The sequence below is a fragment of the Gordonia sp. (in: high G+C Gram-positive bacteria) genome (assembly GCF_049647785.1).
Classification (GTDB): Bacteria; Actinomycetota; Actinomycetes; order Mycobacteriales; family Mycobacteriaceae; genus Gordonia.
Genome location: NZ_JBARYI010000078.1, coordinates 211,619 through 237,257, shown reverse-complemented (window position 1 = coordinate 237,257; position 25,639 = coordinate 211,619). Strand labels below are relative to the sequence as shown.

Genomic DNA, 25,639 nt, shown 5'->3' with positions numbered 1-25,639 from the left:
ACGTCTGACGTAGTGCGGGAATCAACGCATCATGCGAGAACGGGAGCCGGAGGTACGACGGGCAGAATAGGATGCGCGGGCAACGCCGAAGGCCGGCCACCCAATGGGTGACCGGCCTTCGGTGAGTTCTGCGAAACTGCGCAGGGCGATGATCAGAAGATCAGAAGCCCATGCCGCCCATCTCGTCGGCGCCCGGCATTGCCGGAGCAGCCGGAGCAGGCTTGTCAGCAACAACAGCCTCGGTGGTGAGGAACAGAGCCGCGATCGATGCTGCATTCTGCAGTGCCGAGCGGGTGACCTTCACCGGGTCGTTGATGCCGGCAGCCAGCAGGTCCTCGTAGGAGTTGGTCGAGGCGTTGAGGCCCGTTCCCAGCGGCGAGTTGCGGACCTTGTCGGCGACAACGCCGGGCTCGAGGCCAGCGTTGACAGCGATCTGCTTGGCCGGAGCTTCGAGGGCGACGCGAACGATGTTCGCACCGGTGGCCTCGTCACCTTCCAGGGCCAGTCCGTCGATGGCCGACTCCGACTGGAGCAGAGCCACGCCACCACCGGCGACGATGCCCTCTTCGACGGCAGCCTTCGCGTTGCGGACAGCGTCCTCAATGCGGTGCTTGCGCTCCTTGAGCTCCACCTCGGTGGCAGCGCCGGCCTTGATGACTGCAACGCCACCGGCCAGCTTCGCCAGGCGCTCCTGCAGCTTCTCGCGGTCGTAGTCGCTGTCGCTGTTCTCGATCTCGCCGCGGATCTGCGCCACGCGACCGCCGATAGCGTCGGCATCGCCGGCACCGTCGACGATGGTGGTCTCGTCCTTGGTGACGACAACCTTGCGGGCGGTGCCCAGCAGTTCGAGACCAGCGGTCTCCAGCGAGAGGCCAACCTCTTCGCTGATGACCTCGCCACCGGACAGGATGGCGATGTCGGCCAGCATGGCCTTGCGTCGGTCACCGAAGCCCGGAGCCTTGACGGCGACAGACTTGAAGGTGCCCTTGAGCTTGTTGACGATAAGGGTCGAGAGAGCTTCGCCTTCGACGTCCTCAGCGATGATCACGAGGGGCTTGCCCGACGCGATGACCTTCTCCAGCAGCGGCAGGAGGTCCTTGATGGTGCTGATCTTGCCCGAGACGAGCAGGATGTACGGATCCTCGAGGACGGCTTCCTGGCGATCGGCGTCGGTCACGAAGTAGCCCGAGATGTAGCCCTTGTCGAAGCGCATGCCCTCGGTGAGTTCGAGCTGCAGGCCGAAGGTGTTCGACTCTTCGACGGTGATGGCACCCTCGTTGCCGACCTTGTCCATGGCCTCGGCGATCAGGTCGCCGATGGTCTGGTCGCCTGCCGAGATACCGGCGGTAGCAGCGATCTGCTCCTTGGTCTCGACCTCCTTGGCCGATGCCAGCAGCGATTCGGTGACGGCCGCAACGGCCTTCTCGATGCCGCGCTTCAGGCCCAGCGGGTTTGCGCCGGCTGCGACATTGCGCAGGCCTTCGCGAACCAGCGCCTGCGCCAGAACGGTAGCGGTGGTGGTGCCGTCGCCCGCGATGTCGTCAGTCTTCTTGGCGACTTCCTTGACCAGCTCGGCGCCGATCTTCTCGTACGGGTCCTCCAGCTCGATCTCCTTGGCGATGGAAACACCATCGTTGGTGATCGTGGGGGCGCCCCACTTCTTCTCCAGGACAACGTTGCGGCCCTTGGGTCCGAGCGTGACCTTGACGGTGTCGGCGAGGCTGTTCAGGCCGCGCTCGAGGCCGCGACGTGCCTCTTCGTCGAAAGCAATCTGCTTTGCCATTGGTAAGTGATCCTCCGGTAGGGGGTGACACTAAGTCTTCGGGCCGGACTCGGATGCCCGCGACGGACGACCGGGGTGTCTTTTGAACCGATCTCATCGATCCGACCTGGCACTCACATGCCGAGAGTGCCAAGTACCATTTTTAGCACTCACACCCCGAGAGTGCAAGGAAGGAGTTTGCCGCTCCCAACCCCTCCAACGACGAACAACGGGCAGGTCACAGCGCCCCTACCGAGGAATACTGCAACCTGCCCGTCCCTAGAAATTTCCTAAGACTTTGCTCCGCCAGGCTGCGAGGACGCGGTTGCGTCGTCCCGCAGCTCACGGCGAAGAATCTTGCCGGTCACCGTCTTGGGCAGTTCGTCCATCACTTCAACTGAACGCGGGTACTTGTAGGCCGCCATCTGCGCTTTGCAGAATTCGACGAGTTCTGCCTCGTCGACGCTCTGCCCCGGATGCAGCGAGACGAAGGCCTTCACCGTCTCGCCGCGATACTCGTCCGGCAGTCCGACGACGGCGGCTTCGCGAACGGCGCTGTGCGAGTAGAGAACGTCCTCGACCTCCCGCGGCCAGATCTTGTAGCCCGATGCGTTGATCATGTCTTTCTTACGATCGACGACGTAATACCAGCCGTCAGCGTCCATGAAGCCGACGTCGCCTGTATGCAACTCACCATTGGGGATCGACGACGCTGTGGCCTCCGGCTTGTTCCAATACCCGGGAACCACCTGAGGACCGGAGGTCGCGAACTCACCGATCTCGCCGATCGGGACGTCAGCCCCGTCCGACCCCACGACACGCACGATCGTATTGAACACCGGCAGTCCAACGGACAATGCACCGGAAACCGGATCGACCGGTGCTCGAACGCCGAAGGGCACTGCGTGCGACGGTGAATTTGTCTCGGTGAGTCCGTAAATGTTGTGGACATAGGCACCGTAGATCTGTTCGAGCCGATCGCCCACCGCGGGCGCGATCGGTGCGCCACCCGAATAGAGGATCCGGAGCGACGAGAGATCGCCGGGCGAAACGCCCGGTGCCGCAGCCAACGCGTTCAGCGCGGTAATCGCCCCAATCGTGAAGACGGGACGGTACTCCTTCACCGCGTCGAGCATCACCGACGGCTCGAAACGATGCGCCAGAACCAGCGGCGACTTCATCAACATGGCGAACATGATGTGCCCGACCAGCCCACTGATGTGGAACAAAGGAGCAATACCCAGGACCGGTTCGCCAGGCTTCAACCCGGTCCATTCGCGGTACACCTGAGCGTTGAACACGAAATTGCCGTGGGTGTTCATCGCACCCTTCGGGTCGCCGGTGGTTCCCGAGGTGTACGCCAGAACGGCGACATCATCCGGGGTGAGCTGCGGGTCCGGAAGGCTGTTGCCGCCGCCCGCAGCGATCAGTTCGCCGAGATCGAGGGTGCCATCGGTGCGAACCGCGTGATAGTCGGCGAAGAGACGGGCGTCGTTGCGGTCCTGCATGTCCAGCGGAGAACAGGTGACGACGGTGTGGACTGATGTGACGCCAGATTCGACGACCTCTCGCCCAATCTGCGCGTACAGATCATCGAGCGCCAGCAATGCCGTAGCTCCGGAATCACGCAGCAAGTACGACAATTCCCGTTGCTTGTTCATCGGGTTGATCGCCACCGCCGTCCCACCCAATCGCCATGCGGCAATCATGCCGATGACAAATGCCGGGTTGTTCTGCACGTAGAGCGCAAGCCGGTCGCCGCGGCTAAACCCATTCGCCGCCAACGCGGATGCGAGCGCCCGCGAGGCCCGATCGACGTCGGCAAAGGTCTGCGACGTTCCGAAGTACGCGAGCATTGCCGCATCGGGCGCGGTGGCCAATGCCGCATCAAAGACCTCGAGCGCCGAGGAATACTCGGGCTCCAAATCGGTGGGGGCCGAGTCCGGGTACCGCGCTAGCCAGGGCCGGTCCGCGTAAGTCACTTGATCACCACCGGGTTGACGGGCGAACCGCTAGCGCTGTGGATCTTCAACGGTGCCGCGACATAGAAGAAGTCGTAGCGGCCATCGCTCGCGCAGTCCTCCGCCAGCTTCTCCAGGTCGCAAATCTCGGTGAAAGCGATTCCGAGGTTGCGCATCAGGGCGTTGTGCAGCACCAGCGCCGCCCCGCTGTTGGGATCGTGCGTGACCTCGTTGGCGATGGTGTCAGTCACCAGATTCGGGATTTCCATGTCGGCGAACCACTGCACCAATTCCGGGGAGTACACCAAGCCTGGTTCACCGAAGTCCGCGTAGAACCCGTCCGCATCCTGGAAGAACAGTTCGAGGTGGTTGGTGCGGATCAGGAGGATGTCGCGAGGCCGCAGTTCCACGCCCTGCGCGGCTGCGCACGCTTGGAGATCTTCGTGGCTGAATGCTTCCTTCGGGCCCAGTGCGTCCACTCCGCGCCAACGAGCGAGGTCGAGCAAGACTGCACGGCCAGCCACTCCCCGGTTAGCGATCGGTTCGACGCTGGCCTTTTGCAGTCCGCCAATCGTGGTGCGCGCGTCGTAGCCATTCCAGATCTTGCCGTCGAACCAAACGTGCCCCAGGGCGTCGTACTGCGTCGACCCCTGCAGGAAGGCTTCGAGCTTGTCATCGGCGTAGTGCAGACCACCCGGGAATTGCGGTCCGTCGCCGCCCTCATCCCAATCAGACTCGTCGTAGACCATTTCCTTTGTCGCCGGCGTGCGTCCGGGCCACACGGGGTCGCCCTTTGGATCTCCAATCAGCCGCTGCAGAGTGAAGAGGTCACCACGCTTGATGAGCGACACTCCACGCAGGACCTGCTCGGCGGTGAGGTAGTTAAGGCTGCCGACCTCATCGTCTGGCCCCCACTTGCCCCAGTTGGACGGGGAGTTTTCAAGGATTTCGGTCAAGTCTGGAACGGAAGTCATCGCAGAACCTTTCGTCGGCAGAGCCCCCAGCCACTTGGGTGACTTGAGCTCACGGGAGGAATCGAGATTCACCGCCAGACGACCGAGCGACCGTTCGTTCAGTCGGTGATGAGATGAGAATCACAGACTCGATGGCGATTGTCAACAGGTGTCAAAAAGAGGCTCTACCTGGCATTTTGTTCCCTGGGTGCGCAGGACAATCTGTTCAGTTTTGCTGAACTTTGCTCGCCATCATCATGAGCAGTGCCAAGTTCGCATACTCCTCCGCGACACTCGCACCGGGGAGCGCAGATCCTCCCCCAAACCGCAGCGGCAGCGCCCGACACAGCGCCACAACAGTCCGCGCCGTACCCGCCGGCGAGGACGTCCCAAACTGCCCCAATTCGGTAGCGGCGGTAGCAACAACTTCAAACCTCCGGGTCATGGCGTGCCGCAGGGCGACGATCCGTTCCCGACTCAATTCATCGAGCCGCCGCAACTCGGTTTCGATAACCAACGCTGGCTCCAGCCGATGAATCTGACACAGCGAAAGGGCCTCAACCATCGCTCCGAAAGCTCGCGCCGGGTCATCCCGGAAATCCGCCGCCGCGGCCTCCACGCGCCATGCCGCGTCAACCTCCAGCGCCTCACCAATGGCCGTGATCAGCTGTTTCTTGCCTTGGTGATGCCGATAGATCCCCGCGATGCCCACATCTGCCGCGTCCGCAATCATCCGCATGGTTGCACCGTGGTAGCCCACTTCAGAGAAGGCCTCAACCGCCGCTTCCAACACCGGATCAAGGTCGAGCGGCCCAAACTCGCGCCACCGCTGACCAACGGACGCCAAGGATGGATCGGCGGCTACCACGGGAGCTTCGGACCGCACATCCATCAGCGCGGCAGCATCGACGCCCAGCGCGTTCGCGAGTTGGCGCAACCGATCGATCGTTACCGCGACCTTCCCGTTCTCGATAGCGCTCATTGTGCCGACGCTGACTCCGACAACCTTCGCGAGGCTGCGCAACGTTAGTCCGCGTCGGACACGCAAGAGTCGAACCGATTCCCCGACACCCAACGATTGTTCAGCCATACTGAACAGGCTAGCCTGTGCAAACAGATTCACCTGCCCGCACAACCGAACGTGCCACTTAGACTCGACACCATGACCGGCTACGACCAACGGCCGTGGCTCACGGCCTACCCGGCGGACCGTGGCCCACATTTGCGCCGCGCCTTCCCCACGGCGCTCGATATGTTCGATGCCGCTGTCACCGCAGTTCCCCATTCTCCGGCGATTCACTACTTTGATTCAACGCTCACCTGGACAGAAGTCGACCGCGCCGCAAATGCCCTCGCTTGGTTTCTCATCGCCCGCGGGTTCAGCGCGGGCGATCGCCTGGCCCTGTGCCTGCAGAACAATCCGGCGTTTGTTATCGGCGTGATCGCAGCATGGAAAGCAGGCGGGACGGCTACTCCAATCAGTCCGATGGCGACGTCCGATGAGCTGTCCGACGCCCTTGCCTCCTTCGCCCCCACCGCACTGCTCATCCTCGACGACCTGTACTCCGACCGGGCCCGCGCCGTCCTCGCCACCGGGGCAACATCAGTGCGAATCGTGGTGACTGTCTCCGCACTGGACGGGCAGACACGCGATGATGCGCGAGTCTTCGACGGAACAAGGCGCCGCAAGCCGGGCGACACGGTCGACCTGATGGCACTCATCGCGGAAGCATCCGTCGGCAGCGGACCAGCAGCGCAGCAACGGCGGGTCGGGCCGTCAGACATCGCACTCCTCGCCAGTACATCGGGTACCACGGGACCATCCAAGGGTGCCCAGATCACCCATGCGAACCTCGCGTTCAACGCACAGGTGTACCGAGACTGGACCGGATTGCGTCCGGGTGAACCAGTCCTCGCGCTCGCGCCCGTCTTCCACGTAACCGGATTGGTCGGTGCCGTCGCCACCGCATTGATTAACCAGTCGCCGCTGATCATGACCCATCGGTTTCATCCGACGGTCATCGCCGATGCCTGCCGCGAATGGCAGCCTGCGTTCTGCGTTGCGGTGATCACCGCGTACATCGCACTTGCCGGTGACCCCGACGTCAAAGCATCCGACCTTGCCTCACTTCGATTGCGGTACTCCGGTGGCGCACCGATCGAACCAGACGTCGCCGACCGACTTGAGGAACGACTCGGTGGCTACATCCACAACGTTTACGGACAGACCGAAACAACCTCGCCGTCGCATGCGGTTCCACCGGGCGTAAGCGCCCCGGTCAGCGACGATTTCGAGGTCTTATCGGTAGGAATACCAGTGTTCGACACCATCGTGCGGATCGTCGACGACGACGGCAACGACCTTCCGGTCGGCGAGATCGGCGAATTGGTGACGACCGGACCACAGGTGATCCACGGCTACTGGAACGATCCGGTCGCAACGGCCGACGCCTTCTCCGGCGGTTCTCTACGCACCGGGGACGTTGGGTTTATGGATCCAAACGGTTGGTTTTACATCGTCGACCGCAAGAAGAACATCATCAATGCCGCCGGATACAAGGTGTGGCCGTCGGAAGTCGAGCGACGATTGCAGTCGCATCCGGCCATCGCGGAGGCTGCCGTGATCGGCGTACCGGATGGGTACCGTGGCGAAACGGTGAAAGCCTTCATCGTGACCAACCCCGGTGCGACGATGACTGTGGGCGAGGTGATCGCTTACTGCCGAGATCATCTGGCGGCTTATAAGTACCCGCACGAGGTGGAGTTCGTCTCCGCGCTCCCGCGCACCGCAACCGGCAAGCTACTGCGCCGTGCCCTACGCTGATCGGGAAGACCGCACCTACCTGCGGCGTTCATGCCAGAGGCACCACGCCCCGCAGCTAGTCTCGAACCGTGATGCCCTATGTCCGCTGAGCTGATTGCGATCACGGCCCTGGGCGTCGTGCTCGCCGCCGTACTAATCGTCGTTGCCCTGCGGACCCGCCGGGTCGTCAGCACTCCGCACGAGCGCGCCGTTCACAACACGCTGCAGACTGCGGCCGTCGCCGCTCGCTCGCTCCGAAATGGCCTGACCGAAGAATCTGCGACCGCCGCCGCTGTCCCGCTGCGGACCCTGACCGGTGCCGACGGTCTCGCCCTCTACGCCGCCGACGGAACGTTCCTCGCCTACGACGGCGACATCGACCTGTGGACGCCACCGCTTCGCCGGGATGCCGCCCGCCTCGCATCCGAAGCCCTCGACAATGGCCGTCACGCGGTCCTGACAAATCCCGGGGGTGGCGTGGGCCCCACCCGCAGCCTATTGGCCGCTCCCCTGCTCTCCGACGACATCAGCGCCGGTGCGCTCGTCGTGGTCTCGCTCACCAATCCCGGCCCCGGCCGCATCGGTGCCATCACCGAAGTGGCCCGGTACGCGTCCGGGCAACTGCAGCTCGCCGAACTCGACGCCTCCCGCTCACGTCTGGATCGCGCCGAAGTGCTCGCCCTGCGCGCCCAGATCAGCCCGCACTTCATCTATAACGCCCTCAACACCATTGCCTCATTTGTCCGCACCGATCCCGAACGGGCACGCGAACTGATTCTCGACTTCGCCGACTTCACCCGCTACTCGTTCCGGGCCGCGGGTGAATACACCGTGCTGTCCGACGAACTCCGCAATATCGACCGCTATCTCACCCTCGAACGCGCCCGGTTCGGCGACGGGCTCGTGGTGAAACTCCAGGTCGCTCCCGAAGTCCTCGGCGTCGTGGTTCCATTCTTGGCATTGCAGCCCCTTGTCGAGAATGCCGTCCGCCATGGCATGGCTGGCCGACGCGACGGGACCATCTCCATCGTCGCCCGCAATGTGGGGTCCGACTGCCTCCTCAGCGTCGAAGACGACGGCGTCGGCATGGATCCCGAACTGCTGCGGACCGGGGCCATCGACGCACTCGACCCCGCTGGACCGCAGGAATCGGACGGTGCACACGTTGGACTCACCAACGTCGACCAACGACTGCGGTCCGCGTTCGGCAACGACTACGGCCTCGTTATCGAAACCGCGATCGGTGCCGGAACTAAAGTCAGCATGCGAGTTCCCAAGTTCGCGCCCGGTATCCACGTCGCACCGGCAACCAGTCGCACCCGCCCTGGCGGAGTTTCTCCGTCGAGAAACGCCCCGACCTCCGAGGAGACGAAACGATGACCGAGCTCACCGTCCTCGCAGTCGACGACGAAATCCCCGCCCTTGACGAACTGACATATCTCTTGGACCGCCACGATGCGGTCACCACCGTCTACAAGGCGTCCGACGCGACCGAAGCACTCCGCGAACTGGCCGACCATCACATCGACGCCGTATTCCTCGATATTTCAATGCCCGGCCTCTCCGGAATGGAATTGGCGTCGGTCCTTGCCAACTACACCGCACCCCCGATCATCGTGTTCGTCACCGCGCACGACGATCGAGCCGTCGAAGCCTTCGATGTCGGTGCCGTCGACTACCTGTTGAAGCCGCTGCGCAGCGAACGACTCGACCAAGCGCTGGTCCGCATCGTGGCGGCCCTCAATAACGGTGCCGAGCCCGCCGCTGCCACCGAACCGGACGAGCCCGCCGACGACGTAATCCCCGTCGAACTCGGAGGCGTCACATCACTCGTGCAGCGCGATTCGATCTCGTGGATCGAGGCCGTTGGCGACTACGCCCGCCTGCACACCGACACTGGGTCTTATCTGGTGCGCGTCACCCTTTCGACTCTCGAATCTCGTTGGCGACGAGCAGGATTCGCACGCGTACACCGCTCGTACCTGGTTTCGCTACCGATGGTCGTCGGGCTGCGCTCAGCGGGCACCACGACGATGGTGCGTGTCCGAGCCAACGGACGATCACCGGCGGTGGAACTCCCCGTCAGTCGACGCCAGGTCCGAGAACTCAAAGACCGACTCGTCCGCGATCCGCTCCGCACCTTCCGCGCCCCGAGGGCCGAGGGCGGCGACTAGCCTCATGTCCCCCAGAGAGTCGGGCTCCGATTCCGCCCGCGACCGCGCCGGCCAACGCGAACGCGTCGTCTTGTCTCAACGTCGCGGTGCCCGCGTTGTTCGCACTCGAGTAGAAGTTGCCGAACAGACCGACATTGGTGAGCATTTGGTCCGCGGCCTCGTTCGCGCCCAACTGGGACTGTCGTTGCGGTTGGGGCTGGCGGTACTCGCAATTTTCGCGGCGATTCCCCTCATCGGCGCCACCGTCAAACCGTTCAGCCATGCGACCGTGTTCGGGTGGCCACTCAACTGGCTAATCCTGGGACTGTTGCCGTTACCCCTGCTGTACCTGGCGGGCCGCCTCTACATCCGGCTCGCCGAGCAGGCCGAACGCGACTTCGTCCGGCTCGTCGACGGGGATACCAACGACGGGGACACCAACAACGGGGACACTAACGGCGCCGACCCTAACGGCGGGGACAGCAGCGGGAACAGTTACGACCCGAATCGGGACGGGCAGGGACCAGCCCGATGATGACCGATCACGTTTCGGCCCTCACCGTCGTCGCCATCCTTCTCGCGGCCCTGGGCACCGTTGCGGTCGGTGCCTACGGCGGTCGTGGGGCGCGCTCCACCTCCGACTTTCTCGTGGCTTCCCGCAGCATCGGACCCGGCTGGAACGCGGCCGCCATCGCGGGCGAATACCTGTCGGCGGCGTCGTTCCTCGGCGTTGCTGGCCTGGTCGCCAAATACGGTGCAGATGCCCTCTGGTATCCGATCGGCTTCACCGCCGGCTACCTGTCGCTGCTGCTGTTCGTGTCCGCGCCCTTGCGCCGTTCGGGCGCGTACACCGTGCCGGATTTCGCCGAGTTCCGCCTCGGATCAGTCCGCGCTCGCAAAGCCGCCATGGCCGTCGTCATCGTTATCTGCGTCCTCTACCTGGTTCCGCAATTGCAAGGGGCCGGGCTGACGTTGCAGATCCTGCTGCACATTCCGCCGTGGGTGGGAATCGTCGCGACGGGACTGCTGGTGATCGTCAACGTGGTCGGCGCAGGCATGCGATCGGTGACTTTCGCCCAGGCCATCCAGTACTGGCTCAAACTGACCGCCGTCGCTATCCCGGTGATCGTGCTCGGTGCCATTTTCCTCAACAGCCCGCAACGGATCGGCGACCCACTGCCGCCGCGAGTGCACACCGAAACCACCGTCCGCATCGATACCCCCGTCGACGTATCAGTCACCGATCCGGTCGGCGTCCGCGTCACCGGGACCGTCGACGATGTCGTCGTCGCGAACGCACCCCTGACTGCGGGGATGCACCAACTCAGTCGCGGCTCCGTCATCGACCTCGACGCCGGAGCCGCCACCCCCGTCGTTGCCGGAGCCCCGCAGACAGGGTCGGCGTGGATGACATCCGGCGGCGGCCTCGGCGGCGGCCATCCCCTGTACCAGGTGTTGTCGCTGATCATCGCGACATTCCTTGGCGCGATGGGCCTGCCGCATGTGCTGGTCCGGTTCTACACCAACCCAGACGGTAGGGCCGCACGTCGTACCGCGTTGAACGTGATCGCCGCGCTGTCGGTGTTTTATTTCTTCCCCACGGTGCTCGGTGTCTTAGCTCGGGTGTGGGTTCCGCAACTTCTCGCAACGGGCACCGCAGACGCTTCGGTGCTCCTGCTGCCGTCGTCCGCTACCGGAGGCATCCTCGCGATCGGGCTGTCGGCGCTCGTCGCAGCCGGCGCTATGGCCGCGTTCCTGGCCACGTCGTCGGGCCTACTCGTCAGCATCGCGGGCGTCATGTCGACCGACTTGATGCCCGCCGGAGTCCGTTCCTTTCGGATCTGCGCGCTGATTGGCGGCACCATCCCGATCGGCATAGCCCTCGGTGCGGGCAGCCTGGAATTGTCCCGATCAGTCGGCCTCGTGTTCGCGGTGTCCGCGTCCACCCTGTGCCCACTTCTGGTCCTCGGTATCTGGTGGCGGGGCCTCACCGCAGTCGGCGCGATCAGCGGACTGGCCATCGGCGCTATCACCTCGGCGGTCGCCGTCGGCATTTCCGTCACCGGAATCATCACCGACGACGACGGCTGGCTCGCCGTCATTGCCAGTTACCCCGCTGCGGTAACGGTACCCCTCACGTTCGCAACAATGGTGCTGGTCAGCCTAGTGACCCGCGCTCGCATCCCAGCGGGCACCGCTGGCGCTTTCGCCCGCATGCACGTGCCCGAACGGCTTGGCCTGGGCGTCGAACGGACGCCGTAGCCGACAAAATGCGTCACCGTTCGTCCTCCAGCACGCACCGTTAATCGCACGAGGCCCCCAGTCTGTCGCCTCAATCACAGATCGCTTTCGTTGTGACCGTCCTCTCACTCATGCTTTGAAGCAGTTTGTACTGCCAGTCCACTTCAGAGAAGGAGCGATCGTGACCACCACAGATCAAGCCGCGGACGCGAATGTGAGTCCGTCGCAGGACGCATTCCTCGCCGCGCAAGCCAGTCCGGAGTTTGCGCAACTGCGCAAGACCCTGACCCGGTTCGTATTCCCGATGACGGTCTTCTTCCTCCTTTGGTACTTCACCTACGTCATCCTCGGCGCTTTCGCCCACGACTTCATGGGCACTCCCGTGTGGGGCAACATCAACGTCGGGCTCCTGCTGGGTTTGCTGCAGTTCGTCACCACATTCGGCATTACCTTCCTGTACGTCCGCTTCGCGGGACGTGATCTGGACCCCAAGGCAGAAGTGGTTCGTGACAACTTCGCCAACGGCACCTACGCCCGCGAAGCAGGTGAGATCGCGTGACCACCAACGTGTTGGCCGAATCCAACGTCGGTAACCCGACCATCAATATCGCCATCTTCATTGCCTTCGTCGCCGTAACCATGGTTGTCGTGATTCGCGCCAACCGGAAGAATGCCTCCGCCTCCGAGTTCTTCACCGCCGGTGGCGGTTTCACCGGGCCGCAGAACGGCGTCGCTATCGCGGGTGACTACCTGTCGGCCGCCAGCTTCCTAGGCATCGCGGGCGCTGTCGCCGTCTACGGCTACGACGGCTTCCTCTACTCAATCGGTTTCCTGGTCGCCTGGCTGGTCGCACTCCTGCTGGTCGCCGAACTCCTCCGAAATACGGGCCGGTTCACGATGGCCGACGTCCTGAGCTTCCGACTCCATGAGCGCCCCGTCCGCATGGCGGCCGCACTGTCGACGCTCGTCGTCTCGCTGTTCTACTTGCTTGCACAGATGGCGGGTGCCGGCGGCCTCGTCGCGCTGCTGCTCAACATCCACGACCGCACCGGTCAGTCCATCGTTATCGCCATCGTCGGTGTCCTGATGATCGCCTACGTCCTCATCGGCGGCATGAAGGGCACCACCTGGGTGCAGATCATCAAGGCGGTCCTGCTGATTATCGGTGCCGGCGTCATGACCTTCCTCGTGCTCGCCAAGTTTGGCTTCAACATGTCGACCATCATGGGCGACGCGCAGACCGCGATGAGCGGGTCGTCGGACGCCAAGACTGCTGCTCGTGACGTCCTGGCACCCGGTGCACAGTACGGCGGGTCGGTGACCTCACAGATCAACTTCCTGTCGCTCGGCCTGGCTCTGGTCCTCGGTACCGCAGGACTGCCGCACGTCCTGATGCGCTTCTACACGGTTCCGACCGCCAAGGAAGCCCGCCGTTCGGTGGTCTGGGCGATCTCGCTGATCGGTGCGTTCTACCTGTTCACGCTGGTTCTCGGCTACGGCGCCGCGGCGCTGGTCGGACCGGACCGCATCATGGCTGCCGCGGGCAAGGAAAATGCGGCCGCACCGCTGCTGGCTCTCGAACTCGGTGGCACCGTTTTGCTGGGCGTGATCTCGGCCGTCGCCTTCGCAACGATCCTGGCGGTTGTCGCTGGTTTGGCCATCACCGCCTCGGCGTCGTTCGCCCACGATATTTACGCCTCGGTGATCAAGCGCGGCACGGCGAGCGAAGACGATCAGGTGCGCGTCTCACGCCAGTGCATTGTGGTCCTTGGCGTGCTGAGCATCATCTTGGGCATTCTCGCCAACGGCCAGAACATTGCCTTCCTGGTGGCGCTGGCGTTCGCCGTCGCCGCGTCGGCAAACCTGCCGACCATCCTGTACTCGCTGTACTGGAAGCGCTTCAACACTCGTGGCGCCCTGTGGAGCATGTACGGCGGTCTCGCCTCGTGCATCCTCTTGATCATCTTCTCGCCCGCCGTCTCCGGTGGACCGAAGGCCATGATCCCGAGTGCCGATTTCGCGTGGTTCCCGCTGTCGAACCCCGGCATCATTTCCATCCCGCTGGCCTTCATCCTCGGCATCGTCGGCACGCTGTCGTCGAAGGATCATGGCGAACCCGGCCGCAACGCCGAAATGGAAGTCCGCTCCCTCACCGGCGTCGGCGCGGAAGGAGCCCTCTCCCACTAGGAGTGCCACTCGCCTTCACGTTCTCGCATGATGCGTTGATTCCCGCACTACGTCAGACGTAGTGCGGGAATTGACGCATCATGCGAGAACAGGAGGAGCGGAGCGACGGTGGGGCTAGTCCTGGATCCGCGCGAACGGCTTCGCCGCCTCGAGTTCGAACGCCAATTCCAGCAAGGTTCGTTCGTCGCCGAGGCCGGACGAGAAGTGGATGCCCACCGGGACGCCGTTGGAACCCTGGCCGAGCGGCACCGTGATGGCGGGACCGCCGCTGGTGTTGTTGGCGGGAGTGAAGGCCACGTAGTCGATGAGGCGCGCGAAAATCTCGTCGAAGTCGCCGCTCGGATCCAGGTGGCCGATCTCCGGGACCGCATGCGCGAGGGTCGGCGACAAGACGACGTCGAAGTTGTCGAAAATCGCGTGGAAGGCCTTGTTCGCGCGCTTCAGCCCCATGATCGAGCTCGGCAAGCGGTAGAAGCGCTTCATGAACCGCGACGACAGTCCCTTCGTGAACGGATCCACCTTCGACCGGTCGAAACCCTTTCCAATCGACTGCGCACCCAGCCGTTCAATGCCGAACGCCATCAGCGCCCAGTAGTCGGTGAACTGGTTGATGTAGGCCCGGTCAATCGGCATCGGAATCGTCGTCACCCGGTGGCCCAACGACTCCAACAGTTCGACGGTGGCATCCAACGCGCGGCTCGTATCCGCATCCAACAGGCGGCCCGTCAGCGGCGCATTCAACATCGCGACCCGCAACCGTTTGGTTCCCGGACCTTCGACGAGCCCGATCGGCGGCAACGAATCCACCCGACGTTGACGTTCCAGGTCGGCAAAATAATGCGCCGTGTCGCGAACCGTGCGGGTCAAGACGCCATTGCTGACCAGGTCGATCGGCATGCCCTTCATCTGCGCAGACTGCGCTACCCGACCTCGGGTCGGCTTCAATCCGACGAGCCCGCACGCCGCGGCCGGAATCCGAATGGAGCCGCCACCGTCGTTGCCGTGCGCGATGGGCACCGCACCCGACGCCACCAGCGCTGCCGCCCCGCCCGACGACGCCCCGGACGAGAAATCGGTGTTCCACGGATTCCGCGTCGGAGCCCGGTCCGCAAACTCCGTTGTCGCCGTCAACCCGAACGCTGGCATTGTCGTCGCCCCCAGAATGTTCAACCCCGTCGCGACCAGTTCGTCGGCAACCGGTTCGTTCGCCGCAGCAGGTACGACCGCCGGCGCGGCCGACCCGTACAACGTGGGGATGCCCTCAAACTGGGTGTTGTTTTTGATCAACGACGGCACGCCGGCGAAAGCGCCGCCGAAGTCTCCCGTTGCCGCGCGTGCGAGGGCCCGCTCGCGGTCGTCGTAGGCCACCGCCCCGAGGGTGGGTTCGACGACATCGATCCGGGCCAGCGCGGCTTTTGCCGCCTCGGTCGGCGAGATTTCTCCCGCCGCGATCGATTGGGCAACACCCACGGCATCGAGCTCGCCCAGGCAATCATCGGTGAACGCATGCACATGCAACATGGCGCTCACCGTAACCGACAGGCGCCCCGCGGAACGGGCAAGGCTGTACGGCGACACACATCAACAGGTAAGACTACTGACATGCAGTTGCAATTCACACCAGAAGAAGAAGCCTTCCGCCAGGAACTCCGGACGTACTTCACGACCGAGATTCCGGCGGAGATCCGTGAGCGATCCAAGGCAGGGGCCCTTAATTACCCGGACGATCTGATCACCACGACTCAGGCTCTCAACAAGGGTGGCTACGCCGTCCCGCACTGGCCGGTCGAATGGGGCGGTCAAGATTGGACGCCGATCCAGCACCACATTTGGCGCGAAGAGATGGCGTTGAACTTTGTGCCCGACCTTCTGCCGTTCAACGCGGGCATGGTGGGCCCGGTGATCGCCGCATTCGGTTCACAGAAGCTGAAAGAAGAGTTCCTCCCGAAGACCGCGAACCTCGACATCTGGTGGTGCCAAGGATTCTCCGAGCCCGAAGCCGGTTCCGACCTGGCGTCTCTGAAGACGCGCGCCGTTCGCGACGGCGATCATTACATCATCAACGGACAGAAGACGTGGACCACGCTCGGTCAGTTCGCCGAGTGGATTTTCTGCCTCGCCCGCACCGATCCGGACGCCAAGAAGCAGGCAGGTATTAGCTTCTTCCTGTTCCGGATGGATAGTCCCGGCGTGGAATTGCGACCCATCCAGCTAATTGACGGCAGCTACGAGGTCAACGAGGTCTTCTTCGACAACGTGCGCGTCCCGGCCGAGTACATGGTCGGCGAGGAGAACATTGGTTGGACGATCGCCAAGTTCCTCTTGGGCAACGAGCGGTCCGGCATCGCCCGCATCGGGTGGACCAAGACGAAGGTTGCACAAGCCAAGGAATTGGCCAAGGCCACCCGCACCCCGCAGGGAACCCTGCTCGACGACCCGCTGTTCGCCGCCCGTCTCGCGGCCCTGGAGAACGAGCTCCTGGCGCTCGAGGTGACGCAGTTGCGGGTGGTCGCCGGATCGAGCGACGGTAAGCCGAACCCGGCGTCGTCGTTGCTGAAGCTCCGCGGCTCGGAGTTGCAGCAGGCCGCCACCGAGTTGCTTGCCGACATCGCGGGCCCGGACTCCCTCCCGGTTTCCGGCATCGACGGTGCCGACGAGCCAGCAGACATTTCGAGCCCCGACTGGGCACAGCGAGCAACGCCGCAGTACCTCAACTACCGCAAGGTGACGATCTACGGCGGGTCATCGGAAGTGCAGCGTCAGATCATCGATAAGGCCGTGCTCGGCCTGTAATTGCGGCTGCCGCCGACCAGACTTGAGTTAAGGATTACCCATGGAATTTGAACTTTCCGAAGAACAGGTCATGCTGCGCGACACCGTTCGCGAAGTACTGACCAAGAAGTACGACATTGAGACCCTGCGCGCCGTCACCGACACCGAACTCGGCTGGGATCGCGGCGTGTGGAACTCGCTCGCCGAGATCGGCATCTTGGGCTTGGTGTTCGACGAGGCCGATGGCGGCACCGGTGCCGGAGCCGAAGAACTCGCCCCCGTCATGGAGGAGTTTGGTGCGTCGATCGCGCCCGAACCGTTCCTCGACGCGGTGGTGGTGCCCGGCCTCCTGGTCGCCAAGACGGCCGACGCCGATGTCCGCGCCGACATCGTCGGGGGCCTCTCGTCGGGCGAGCGTCTGTTGGCTTTTGCCCATCACGAGAACGGCGACCGCTGGCCGTCGTATGCCGTCGAAACGGCCTTCGCGAATGGCGCTCTGACCGGAACCAAGTCGTTGGTCCCGGCAGGCCATTCTGCCGACACGCTGGTGGTTTCGGCGCGCGATGAGGCCGGGGAAGTTGGCCTCTACTTGGTCGACGCCGCTGCCGATGGCGTTTCCCGCACTGGCTACCGCACCCACGACCGTCGCCGTGGCGCACAAATTACCTTCGACGGCGCTGCCGCCACTCGCCTCGGTTCGGGCGATGCAACCGCCGTCATCAACGACGTCGAGGTCTACACCCAAGCCGCCTTGACGGCGGAATCTGTGGGCGCGATGCGCTCGTGCCTGACGATGACCACCGAATACCTCAAGACCCGCAAGCAGTTCGGTGTCACGCTCTCGACTTTCCAGGCCCTGACGCACCGCGCCGCCGACATGTACGTGTCGCTGGAATTGGCCAGCAGCCTGAGCGTTTTCGCGACGGCGGCACTGTCCGACGACCGCTTCGATCCGACGATTGCCTCGCGTGCCCGGTTGCAAGCCGCACGCTCGGGAAAGCACATCGGAGAGGAAGCTATCCAGATGCACGGCGGTATCGGCATGACCGCCGAGTACCCGGTGGCGCACTACGTGAGCAGGTTGACCGCGATCAGTCACACGCTGGGCGATGCGGACAGTCATCTGCAGCGCCTGTCGGGTGCGGTCGCCGACTACGACATGGTGGTCGTCGAGTAACCGCGCTTGCCAGCCACCCTAGAAGGTGTGACCTTGCGTCACATGCACTAGAGTGACCGGCAGCACTGTTCCGTAACGCGCGGGACGCACTTGCCGTCTGTGGGACGGCAACCGCCAAGGAGGAAACTATGGCTACAACTCTGATCGAAGACTCCGTCGAAATCGCGGCCACGCCGGAACAGGTTTGGTCGGTCATCAGCGATCTGCGCCGCATGGGCGAGTGGAGTCCGCAGTGCAAGAAGATGTTTATCTTCGGCGGCGACGTGAAGTTGGGCACCAAGACGTTCAACATCAACCGCAGCGGCGCCCTCGTATGGCCGACGCGGTCGAAGGTCGTCACCTTCAAGCCGAACGAAGAGCTTGCTTTCAAGATCGCCGAAAACAAGACAGTGTGGGCTTTCAAGATCACCCCGACCGACGCCGGCGTGCAGCTGACCGAAAGCCGCACTGCGGCGGGCGGCCAGACCACAAAGCTGTCATCGACCCTGGTAGACAAGGTTTTCGGAGGCGAAACCTCTTTTGAGGCCGAGCTCGCCGAGGGGATCCGCGAGACGCTCGGCAAGATCAAGCGCGCCGCCCAGGCATAGTCGCTTCCTGCCAGAGTTTTCCCCGCTCAGCACCGGCGGTGGTCGCCTGCGACCCCGTCAACGCCGGGCGGGGAAAACTATTTTCGTGACCAGCGGTAGGCCACACGATGCGGTGCTCGCCCCGCGGGCGATTAAACTCGACACCACTACCGCCAAGCCCGATTACCTCGGGACGGCGACCTCTATCTAGGAGTGCAGAACCGGTGGCTCGACGTCCCGCCCAACCCGACGACCGCGAAGGCCTTGCCCACCTCGTCGACCTGTTTCGCGAAACGGTCCCGCCACTGCACCCGAAGGGACTCCCCTTCGTCGTCGGACCGGCCGCAGTCGCGGTCCTCGGCCGCAAGCACCCCTGGATTTCGCGTCCCGCCATGGCCCTTGCGGGCGCATCGGCCCTGTTTTTTCGCCACCCCAGCCGCGTACCTCCGACCGGCGACGGCCTCGTCGTAGCACCGGGCGACGGCACCATCGCTCTCGTCGACGAGGCGATCCCGATGCCCGAACTGGGCCTCGGCGACAAACCGCTCCCCCGCGTTTCTACCTTCCTGTCGGTATTCGACGTCCACGTTCAGCGAGTCCCGATCTCGGGCCGAGTCCTGTCCGTGCAGCACACCCCCGGCAAGTTCCTCTCAGCCGACCTGCCGGAAGCAAGCAGCGAAAACGAACGCACCGCGATGACCATCGCGGCTGGTGCCGACGCATCCGGCCCCCGGATCGGTGTCGTGCAGATCGCCGGACTGATCGCTCGACGCATCGTCTGCGACCCGGCACCCGGTGACCAGCTGACGATCGGCGACACCTACGGTCTCATCCGATTCGGCTCCCGCGTCGACGTGTACTTCCCGGAAGGCACCGAACTGAAGGTGACCGTCGGACAGCGCGCCGTTGGTGCCGAAACCATCCTGGGACAGCTGCCTGCAGTGCAGAAGTCGGGACGCTGATGGCCCGCATCCGGGCCCTGCGCAGCCCTTCGGTGACCCCGCGCAAGCGTTCGTTGCGCCGTACCGTAGACAACTCGCTGTCCGACCCCACCGCCTCTTCGGACCCCAGATCGGCACGCTCACGCGCCTCCCGATCGGCCCGCGCCGGCCGGATGATCGTGCCGTCGACGCTGACCATCCTCGCGATCTGCGCTGGCCTGACTGCCGTGCGGTCCGCCGACGTCGGCCAGGTTGACCTCGCGATGGGACTGCTGGTGCTAGCCGCGGTCTTTGACGGCCTCGACGGCCGCGTGGCTCGGCTGATGGATGCGTCAACCAAGATCGGTGCCGAAGTCGACTCGCTCGCCGATGCGATCAACTTCGGTGTCGCGCCCGCGCTAATCGTGTACGCAGTCGTGCTCCGTGACGCATCGTCGTCGGCGGCCCAAGACTTCGGCTGGATCTTGGCACTCCTGTATTGCGTGGCCATCGTGCTGCGGCTCGCCAGGTTCAACACCCTGCTCGACGACGACAACGCGCCCAGATACACGAAGGACTACTTCGTCGGCGTTCCGGCTCCGGCCGCCGCCGTCATGGCCCTGTTGCCGATCGGCCTCGAGCAGCATTTCGGGAGCGGATGGTGGTCGTCCGTGCCCGCCGTCGGCGCGTGGATGGTGTTTATCGGACTCCTCGCCGTTAGCCGCGTCCCGACCCTGTCGCTGAAGGGCGCCAATATTCGCCCCAGCGCGCTGGCCGGCATTCTCTTCATCGTCGCCGCAGCCGCCGCCCTGCTCTTCACCTTCCCCTACCTGCTGATGATCATCATCGTGGTGGTTTATCTGGTGCATATTCCGTTCGCGTGGCGCACCCAACGGTGGGCCGCCGCACACCCCGAGCACTGGGAAGCACCGGCCCGCGACCGGCGCCTACAACGCCGTGACGAACGCAGGCAGGCCGTCGCGGCCGGAACCCGCCGTCGCGGTATGCCCGCGCGCGGCGGTCGTGCCCCGTCAACGGCGCGTCTGGGTCTGCGGCGCCCGCAGGGTCCACCCGAGGACTGAGAAGATGACGCCATCGCTGACCCTGACCGCGCGACTGCAGATCGCCGCAGCCGACTCTCGACGCGGCATCGTGCGTGTGCATCCCGAAGTCCTCGTCGCGCTGTCGTTGCGCGAGTGGGATGCCGTTCAACTCACCGGTGCGCGCGTCACCTCCGCGGTGGTCGCCGCGACGTCCGCCAGCGCACCGACGGGCCTGATCCAGCTCGACGAGCTCACCTTCTCGAACCTCGGGATTCGCGAGAATGAGCAGGTCGTGGTGGCACCCGTGGTAGTTCACGGCGCGACGCGCGTGAGCGTCCAGGGCTCGGCACTGACCACTGTCTCCATCACAGAACCGACCTTGCGACGGGCACTCCTGGGGAAGGTCGTGAGCGTTGGCGACACCGTCTCACTGCTGCCCCGAGACCTCGGACCGGAACTGTCGGCGTCCAAAGCCACCGCGTCGCTGGCCCGCTCGGTCGGGATCACCTGGACCAACGAGTTGCTGACGATCACCGAAACCGTGCCGGCGGGCCCGGTCAGTGTGCAAACCAATTCGGCAGTCTTGTGGCACACCGGCGACGCGCCGATCACCGCTGGTCGACGGGATTCGACGCCTGCGGCCACCGGGAAAACCTCGACCGGTGACGGTTCGACGCAGCCCCCGGCTCCGAGGTCGGTGCGCCCGACCTCCGACCTGGTGGGCGTTGACACCCAGGTCGCTCGTCTCACCGAGTGGCTCGAGGTGAACCTCGACAACCCCGATGTGCTCCGCAAACTTGGGGCCGCGCCACGCCTCGGCGTGCTGGTTTCCGGTCCGACCGGGGTCGGGAAGGCGACGGTCGTGCGGTCGGTCTGCCAAGGCCGTCCACTCGCCGAAGTCGATGGCCCCTCGGTTGGTGCGCTGACCGCCGAGCCGCGCCGCGGCGCCGTCCAAGACGCCCTCGCCCAGCTCTCTGACGGTGGCGTCCTGCTCATTACCGACATCGACAAACTGCTCCCCGGCACCGCCGATCCCGTGGCGTCGCTGATCTTGCAAGACCTGCGCGATGGCATCGCCGATGGCACGGTCGCCCTCATGGCCACCACGTCCGATCCGGGCGACCTCGACTCCCGACTCCGCGAACCCGACCTGTGCGACCGCGAACTGCGGATCGGCCTGCCCGACGCCGCTCAACGCTCTCGTCTGCTGCACGCGATCGCATCGGACGCGCCGACCGATGGTCGTATCGATTTCGACGAGATCGCCTCGCGCACCCCGGGATTTGTCGCCGCCGACCTCGCCGCCCTGATTCGCGATGCCGCGCTACGGGCCGCGACCCGCGCTACCCGCGACGACGAACCCCCTGCCTTGCGCACCGAAGACCTCATCGAAGCTCTCGGTGTGGTCCGCCCCGCGTCGCGCTTGGGGTCACCGGATGTGGCACTGGGATCGATCACGCTCGACGATGTCGGCGACATGGTCGAGACCCGCCAGGCACTCACCGAAGCTGTCCTGTGGCCGCTGCAGCACCCCGACACCTTCACCAGACTCGGTGTGGAACCCCCGCGCGGTGTGCTGCTCTACGGGCCGCCCGGCTGCGGCAAGACCTTCGTGGTTCGCGCACTCGCTGCTTCCGGCAAACTGTCGGTCCACAGCGTCAAGGGTGCCGAGTTGCTCGACAAGTGGGTCGGCTCATCTGAGCGGGCCGTCCGCGATCTGTTCACGCGGGCCCGCGAGAGCGCACCGTCCATGATTTTCCTCGACGAGGTCGACGCTCTCGCCCCGCGTCGCGGCGGATCCACCGATTCGGGCGTCGCCGACCGCGTGGTGGCCGCCCTGCTGACCGAACTCGACGGCGCCGAACCCCTCACCGACGTCGTCGTTCTCGGAGCCACCAACCGCCCCGACTTGATCGACCCGGCACTCCTGCGGCCCGGTCGGCTCGAACGCCTGGTCTTTGTGCCGCCACCGGACGCCGAAGCCCGCGCCGACATCCTGCGCGCCGCCTCGCGAAACGTGCCCCTCGCCGACATCGACTTGGCGGCCCTGGCTGCAGAACTCGACGGCTATTCGGCTGCCGACTGTTCGGCACTGCTGCGCGAGGCGGCCCTGGCTGCGATGCGCCGGGACATCGACGCCGTGACCGTGACCGCCGACGATGTCGCGACCGCACGCGAGTCTGTACGTCCATCGCTGGATCCGGTTCAGGTCGCTGAACTCGAGGCGTACGCGCAGCGTCGCGCCGAGTAGCGTGCCCGGCCGTTAAGAACTGCGCCAAACTGCCTCGCGGATCGGCCGACCCCTGTACGAATTACTAGGAGACCCAAGTAATTTCTGCAAGGAGAGATCGTGACCACCGGATTTAGTCCAGAGACCACCGCTGCCGTCGCCACCGCGCGGTCGTACACGATCGGCGACCTGCTGCGCCGAACCGCACTCCGCACGCCATCCAAAACCGCCATCATCAACGGCGACACCACGCTGACGTTCGCCGAGTTCGACGAAGCCGTGAACCGATGCGCCAATGCGCTCACAGAACGCGGCCTCGCCCAGGGCGACCGCCTGGCGCTCGTGAGCCATAACTGCTGGCAGTTCGTCGTGCTCGGGTTCGCGACGGCCCGCCTCGGTGTGGTGTTGGTTCCCATCAACTTTGGCCTCGGTGCCGAAGAAATCGCGTTCATCCTCAGCCATTCGGGCTCAAGCATTGTCGTCGCCGAGGACGCCCTGACACCGACTGTCGGGGCGGCGATCGACACAGCCGGGATCGACGCCATACGAGGCGCCATCAAGCTCACCGACTCAGCGACGGACGGTTGGGAGGATGTCGCCGATTGGATCGCACATCCCGATGCGGCGGCACCGCAGGTGGCCGTCGGCGACGACGACCCCGTGCGGATGATGTTCACCTCCGGTACCGAATCACGTCCGAAGGGCGTGCTGCTGTCGTCGAAGTCCCTGATTTCGCAATATGTTTCGTGCATCGTCGACGGCGGTATGAGCGCCGACGATATCGAGATTCATTCGCTCCCGCTGTACCACTGCGCCCAACTCGACTGCTTCCTATCGGTCGACGTGTACCTCGGAGCGACGAGCATTATCTTGCCCAGCCCGGACCCGGCTTCCGTTCTGGCTGCCATCGAAAACCACGGTGCGACCAAGCTGTTTTGCCCGCCGACCGTGTGGATTTCACTCCTGCGCCACCCGGATTTTGATGCCCGGGACCTGTCGTCCCTGCGCAAGGGCTACTACGGTGCTTCCGCCATGCCGGTCGAGGTGCTTCGCGAGATCAGCCGCCGTCTGCCCGAGGTGGACCTCTGGAACTTTTACGGGCAGACCGAAATGTCACCGCTGGCCACGATCCTGCAACCCCACGAGCAGATGGAGCGCGCGGGATCGGCGGGTCGGGCATCGTTGAACGTGGAGACGATGGTCGTCGACGACGAGGGGAATCCGGTACCCACCGGTGAAGTCGGCGAGATTGTGCATCGCAGTCCGCACGCGTGCCTTGGCTACTACCGCGACGACGAGAAGACCGCCGCCGCGTTTGCCGGAGGCTGGTTCCACTCCGGCGACCTCGGCATCATCGACGCCGAGGGCTACCTGTCTGTCGTCGACCGCAAAAAGGACATGATCAAGACCGGTGGCGAGAATGTCGCCTCCCGCGAGGTAGAGGAGGCGATCTACCTTCTCGACGGTGTTGCCGAGGTCGCAGTATTCGGCGTTCCCCACCCGAAATGGATCGAGGCGGTGGCCGCGGTGGTTGTGCCGAAGGACGGAGTGAACCTGACTGAAGATCAGGTGAACACCCACGTGGAGAGTGTTCTGGCAGCCTACAAACGGCCGAAGTACCTGGTCTTCGCCGATGCGCTCCCCAAGAACCCGTCAGGAAAGATCCTCAAGAAGGACCTCCGCGTGGCTCACGAAGGCCTCTCCGAGAGGGCCTGACGCTGACGGAGACCTAACCCGAAGGCTTAACCCGAAGGCTTAACCCGGAATGCTGGGGACGGTGCTGGTCGGGGTTTGCTGACCGGGCGTCTGCTGACCGGGCGTCTGCTGTTGCGGGTTCTGCTGATTGGGATTCTGTTGTCCCTGCTCCGGCGGCGCCATGCGCCAGCGGCCCCGGCCGAACTCTTGTCCGGGCATCTCCTGGCCGCCGCGGTTCATGTGGCCGCGCTCGTCCATGCGGTGATGGTTTCCACGCTCGCCGTGATGACCGGTCTGATCGCCGGTGATGTAGCCGAGCCCGAAAGCCAGGCCCAGGCAGGCGAGTGCACCGACACCCGCTCCGGCCCACAGCCACTTCCGCTTCGTGTCGTTGACCGGTACGGCCGCTGTGGGCGGTGTCGGCGGCACAGGCGGTGCTGGCGCGGCTGCAGCCGGCGGCACCGCCGGTTCGGCTGCGGGAATCGCGTCGGTGGGCTGCTCGTCGACCGGCTGCGCTGCGGGGTCGGGTCCATTCTCGTCGGACGGGTCGTTAGTCGGGTCGTGGGGAGTGGTCACTTCGGATCCTCTGCGTCAAGGGCAACATCCTCGTCGCCCGTTAGCTACCAGGTAACCGACCCTCGCTGTGAACTCCCTGGAAACCGCCTGCTGACCTCCTGCCATCACTCCCCCACAAGATTGGTCGGCGACTGGTTAGCCAGCGCGACTGATCTGGTAGATCACCGTCGAGGCACCGGAAGAAGCGTTGGCCGACAGGCCGACGTTGACCCACAACTGCTTGTCGCCGACGTCTTTGCTCAGCAACACCGAACGGGATTGCGGGTCGTCAACACGCGACGATTCCTGATACCCGGCGTCCGTCAACTTGCTGACCGCATTGGTGAATGCGTTGCCGTCCGCAGCCTTGCCCTGCACCGTGACCTGCCACTTCGGTGACTCACCCGATGCGGTCAGGACGTTCCCATCCACCAGCGGAACATCCGACAGCGGGAAGTCGCCGGGCAGGGCGACGCCCGGCGGCGCGGCCTGCTTGTCGTCACCGCACGCGGCAAGGACACTGCCAATGCACATCACGATCAGCGCTACCAGCAGCAGCCTGCGAAAGTTCCTCATACCCAAAACGGTAAGGTAGAACCAGCGCGTCGTCGCTGCGACACC

At 64.5% G+C, this 25,639-nt stretch carries 21 protein-coding genes; 14 read left to right on the top strand and 7 right to left on the bottom strand.

The features are described from left to right. Positions 1-160: 160 nt before the first annotated feature. The 4 genes from groL to WBA38_RS13010 all read right to left on the bottom strand — a co-directional run bounded on the left by groL (position 161) and on the right by WBA38_RS13010 (position 5,766). On the bottom strand, positions 161-1,783 hold the full coding sequence (groL, locus tag WBA38_RS13025; protein ID WP_424322861.1) for a chaperonin GroEL: 1,623 nt from the start codon (positions 1,781-1,783) through the stop codon (positions 161-163). A 269-nt stretch (positions 1,784-2,052) separates the two neighbouring features. Continuing rightward, the gene (locus WBA38_RS13020) at positions 2,053-3,744 is read right to left on the bottom strand and encodes an AMP-binding protein (protein WP_424297567.1); all 1,692 of its coding nucleotides are present in this window, start codon (positions 3,742-3,744) and stop codon (positions 2,053-2,055) included. Further along, complete coding sequence (locus WBA38_RS13015; protein ID WP_424297568.1) at positions 3,741-4,697, bottom strand: cyclase family protein; 957 nt, start codon at positions 4,695-4,697, stop codon at positions 3,741-3,743. Before WBA38_RS13015 ends, WBA38_RS13020 begins: the two co-directional genes overlap by 4 nt. A 205-nt stretch (positions 4,698-4,902) precedes the next feature. Next, positions 4,903-5,766 carry a TetR family transcriptional regulator gene (locus WBA38_RS13010; protein WP_424297570.1) on the bottom strand — a complete coding sequence of 288 codons (864 nt, stop codon included), beginning with the start codon at positions 5,764-5,766 and terminating at the stop codon, positions 4,903-4,905. 72 nt (positions 5,767-5,838) lie between these two features. Here WBA38_RS13010 and WBA38_RS13005 point away from each other — a divergent pair, with 72 nt between their 5' ends. From WBA38_RS13005 to WBA38_RS12975, 7 genes are all read left to right on the top strand, one after another. Next, complete coding sequence (locus tag WBA38_RS13005) at positions 5,839-7,500, top strand: class I adenylate-forming enzyme family protein (protein ID WP_424297572.1); 1,662 nt, start codon at positions 5,839-5,841, stop codon at positions 7,498-7,500. Positions 7,501-7,578: 78 nt separating this feature from the next. Beyond that, entirely contained in the window at positions 7,579-8,859 is a 1,281-nt protein-coding gene (locus WBA38_RS13000) for a sensor histidine kinase (RefSeq protein WP_424297574.1), read from the top strand. After that, positions 8,856-9,653, top strand: coding sequence for a LytR/AlgR family response regulator transcription factor (locus tag WBA38_RS12995; RefSeq protein ID WP_424297576.1), 798 nt, complete (start codon positions 8,856-8,858; stop codon positions 9,651-9,653). Before WBA38_RS13000 ends, WBA38_RS12995 begins: the two co-directional genes overlap by 4 nt. A 4-nt stretch (positions 9,654-9,657) precedes the next feature. Further along, a complete protein-coding gene (locus WBA38_RS12990) occupies positions 9,658-10,167 on the top strand; it encodes a hypothetical protein (protein WP_424297578.1) in 510 nt (169 codons plus the stop codon). Beyond that, the gene (locus tag WBA38_RS12985) at positions 10,167-11,894 is read left to right on the top strand and encodes a cation acetate symporter (RefSeq protein ID WP_424297591.1); all 1,728 of its coding nucleotides are present in this window, start codon (positions 10,167-10,169) and stop codon (positions 11,892-11,894) included. The genes WBA38_RS12990 and WBA38_RS12985 overlap by 1 nt, the downstream gene beginning before the upstream one ends. 160 nt (positions 11,895-12,054) lie before the next feature. Further along, a complete protein-coding gene (locus WBA38_RS12980) occupies positions 12,055-12,432 on the top strand; it encodes a DUF485 domain-containing protein (RefSeq protein ID WP_424297579.1) in 378 nt (125 codons plus the stop codon). Next, positions 12,429-14,060, top strand: a complete 1,632-nt coding sequence (locus tag WBA38_RS12975; protein WP_424297581.1) for a solute symporter family protein — start codon at positions 12,429-12,431, stop codon at positions 14,058-14,060. Before WBA38_RS12980 ends, WBA38_RS12975 begins: the two co-directional genes overlap by 4 nt. Positions 14,061-14,174: 114 nt before the next feature. Here WBA38_RS12975 and WBA38_RS12970 read toward each other — a convergent pair whose 3' ends face one another. Beyond that, positions 14,175-15,581, bottom strand: a complete 1,407-nt coding sequence (locus WBA38_RS12970) for an amidase (RefSeq protein WP_424297583.1) — start codon at positions 15,579-15,581, stop codon at positions 14,175-14,177. 81 nt (positions 15,582-15,662) lie between these two features. On the opposite strand from WBA38_RS12970, the gene WBA38_RS12965 reads away from it, so the two are divergent. The 7 genes from WBA38_RS12965 (at position 15,663) to WBA38_RS12935 (ending at position 24,484) form a co-directional block, all read left to right on the top strand. After that, a complete protein-coding gene (locus WBA38_RS12965; protein ID WP_424297585.1) occupies positions 15,663-16,853 on the top strand; it encodes an acyl-CoA dehydrogenase family protein in 1,191 nt (396 codons plus the stop codon). Between the two features lie 40 nt (positions 16,854-16,893). Then, entirely contained in the window at positions 16,894-18,009 is a 1,116-nt protein-coding gene (locus WBA38_RS12960; RefSeq protein ID WP_424297587.1) for an acyl-CoA dehydrogenase family protein, read from the top strand. Positions 18,010-18,137: 128 nt separating this feature from the next. Further along, positions 18,138-18,596 (top strand): SRPBCC family protein, encoded by a 459-nt coding sequence (locus tag WBA38_RS12955; protein WP_424322860.1) that lies wholly within the window; start codon positions 18,138-18,140, stop codon positions 18,594-18,596. Positions 18,597-18,799: 203 nt separating this feature from the next. After that, positions 18,800-19,537 carry a phosphatidylserine decarboxylase gene (locus tag WBA38_RS12950; protein WP_424322859.1) on the top strand — a complete coding sequence of 246 codons (738 nt, stop codon included), beginning with the start codon at positions 18,800-18,802 and terminating at the stop codon, positions 19,535-19,537. Then, positions 19,537-20,577 carry a CDP-alcohol phosphatidyltransferase family protein gene (locus WBA38_RS12945; protein ID WP_424294774.1) on the top strand — a complete coding sequence of 347 codons (1,041 nt, stop codon included), beginning with the start codon at positions 19,537-19,539 and terminating at the stop codon, positions 20,575-20,577. Before WBA38_RS12950 ends, WBA38_RS12945 begins: the two co-directional genes overlap by 1 nt. Positions 20,578-20,581: 4 nt before the next feature. Continuing rightward, a complete protein-coding gene (locus WBA38_RS12940) occupies positions 20,582-22,789 on the top strand; it encodes an AAA family ATPase (RefSeq protein ID WP_424294772.1) in 2,208 nt (735 codons plus the stop codon). A 99-nt stretch (positions 22,790-22,888) separates the two neighbouring features. Continuing rightward, positions 22,889-24,484 carry an acyl-CoA synthetase gene (locus WBA38_RS12935; RefSeq protein WP_424322858.1) on the top strand — a complete coding sequence of 532 codons (1,596 nt, stop codon included), beginning with the start codon at positions 22,889-22,891 and terminating at the stop codon, positions 24,482-24,484. A gap of 39 nt (positions 24,485-24,523) precedes the next feature. Here the strand turns inward: WBA38_RS12935 and WBA38_RS12930 are convergent, their stop codons facing one another. Both WBA38_RS12930 and WBA38_RS12925 read right to left on the bottom strand, forming a co-directional pair. Beyond that, positions 24,524-25,039: a hypothetical protein gene (locus WBA38_RS12930; protein ID WP_424294769.1), complete on the bottom strand. Its 516-nt coding sequence runs from the start codon at positions 25,037-25,039 to the stop codon at positions 24,524-24,526. Positions 25,040-25,174: 135 nt separating this feature from the next. Then, complete coding sequence (locus tag WBA38_RS12925) at positions 25,175-25,594, bottom strand: hypothetical protein (RefSeq protein ID WP_424294767.1); 420 nt, start codon at positions 25,592-25,594, stop codon at positions 25,175-25,177. Positions 25,595-25,639: the final 45 nt, after the last annotated feature.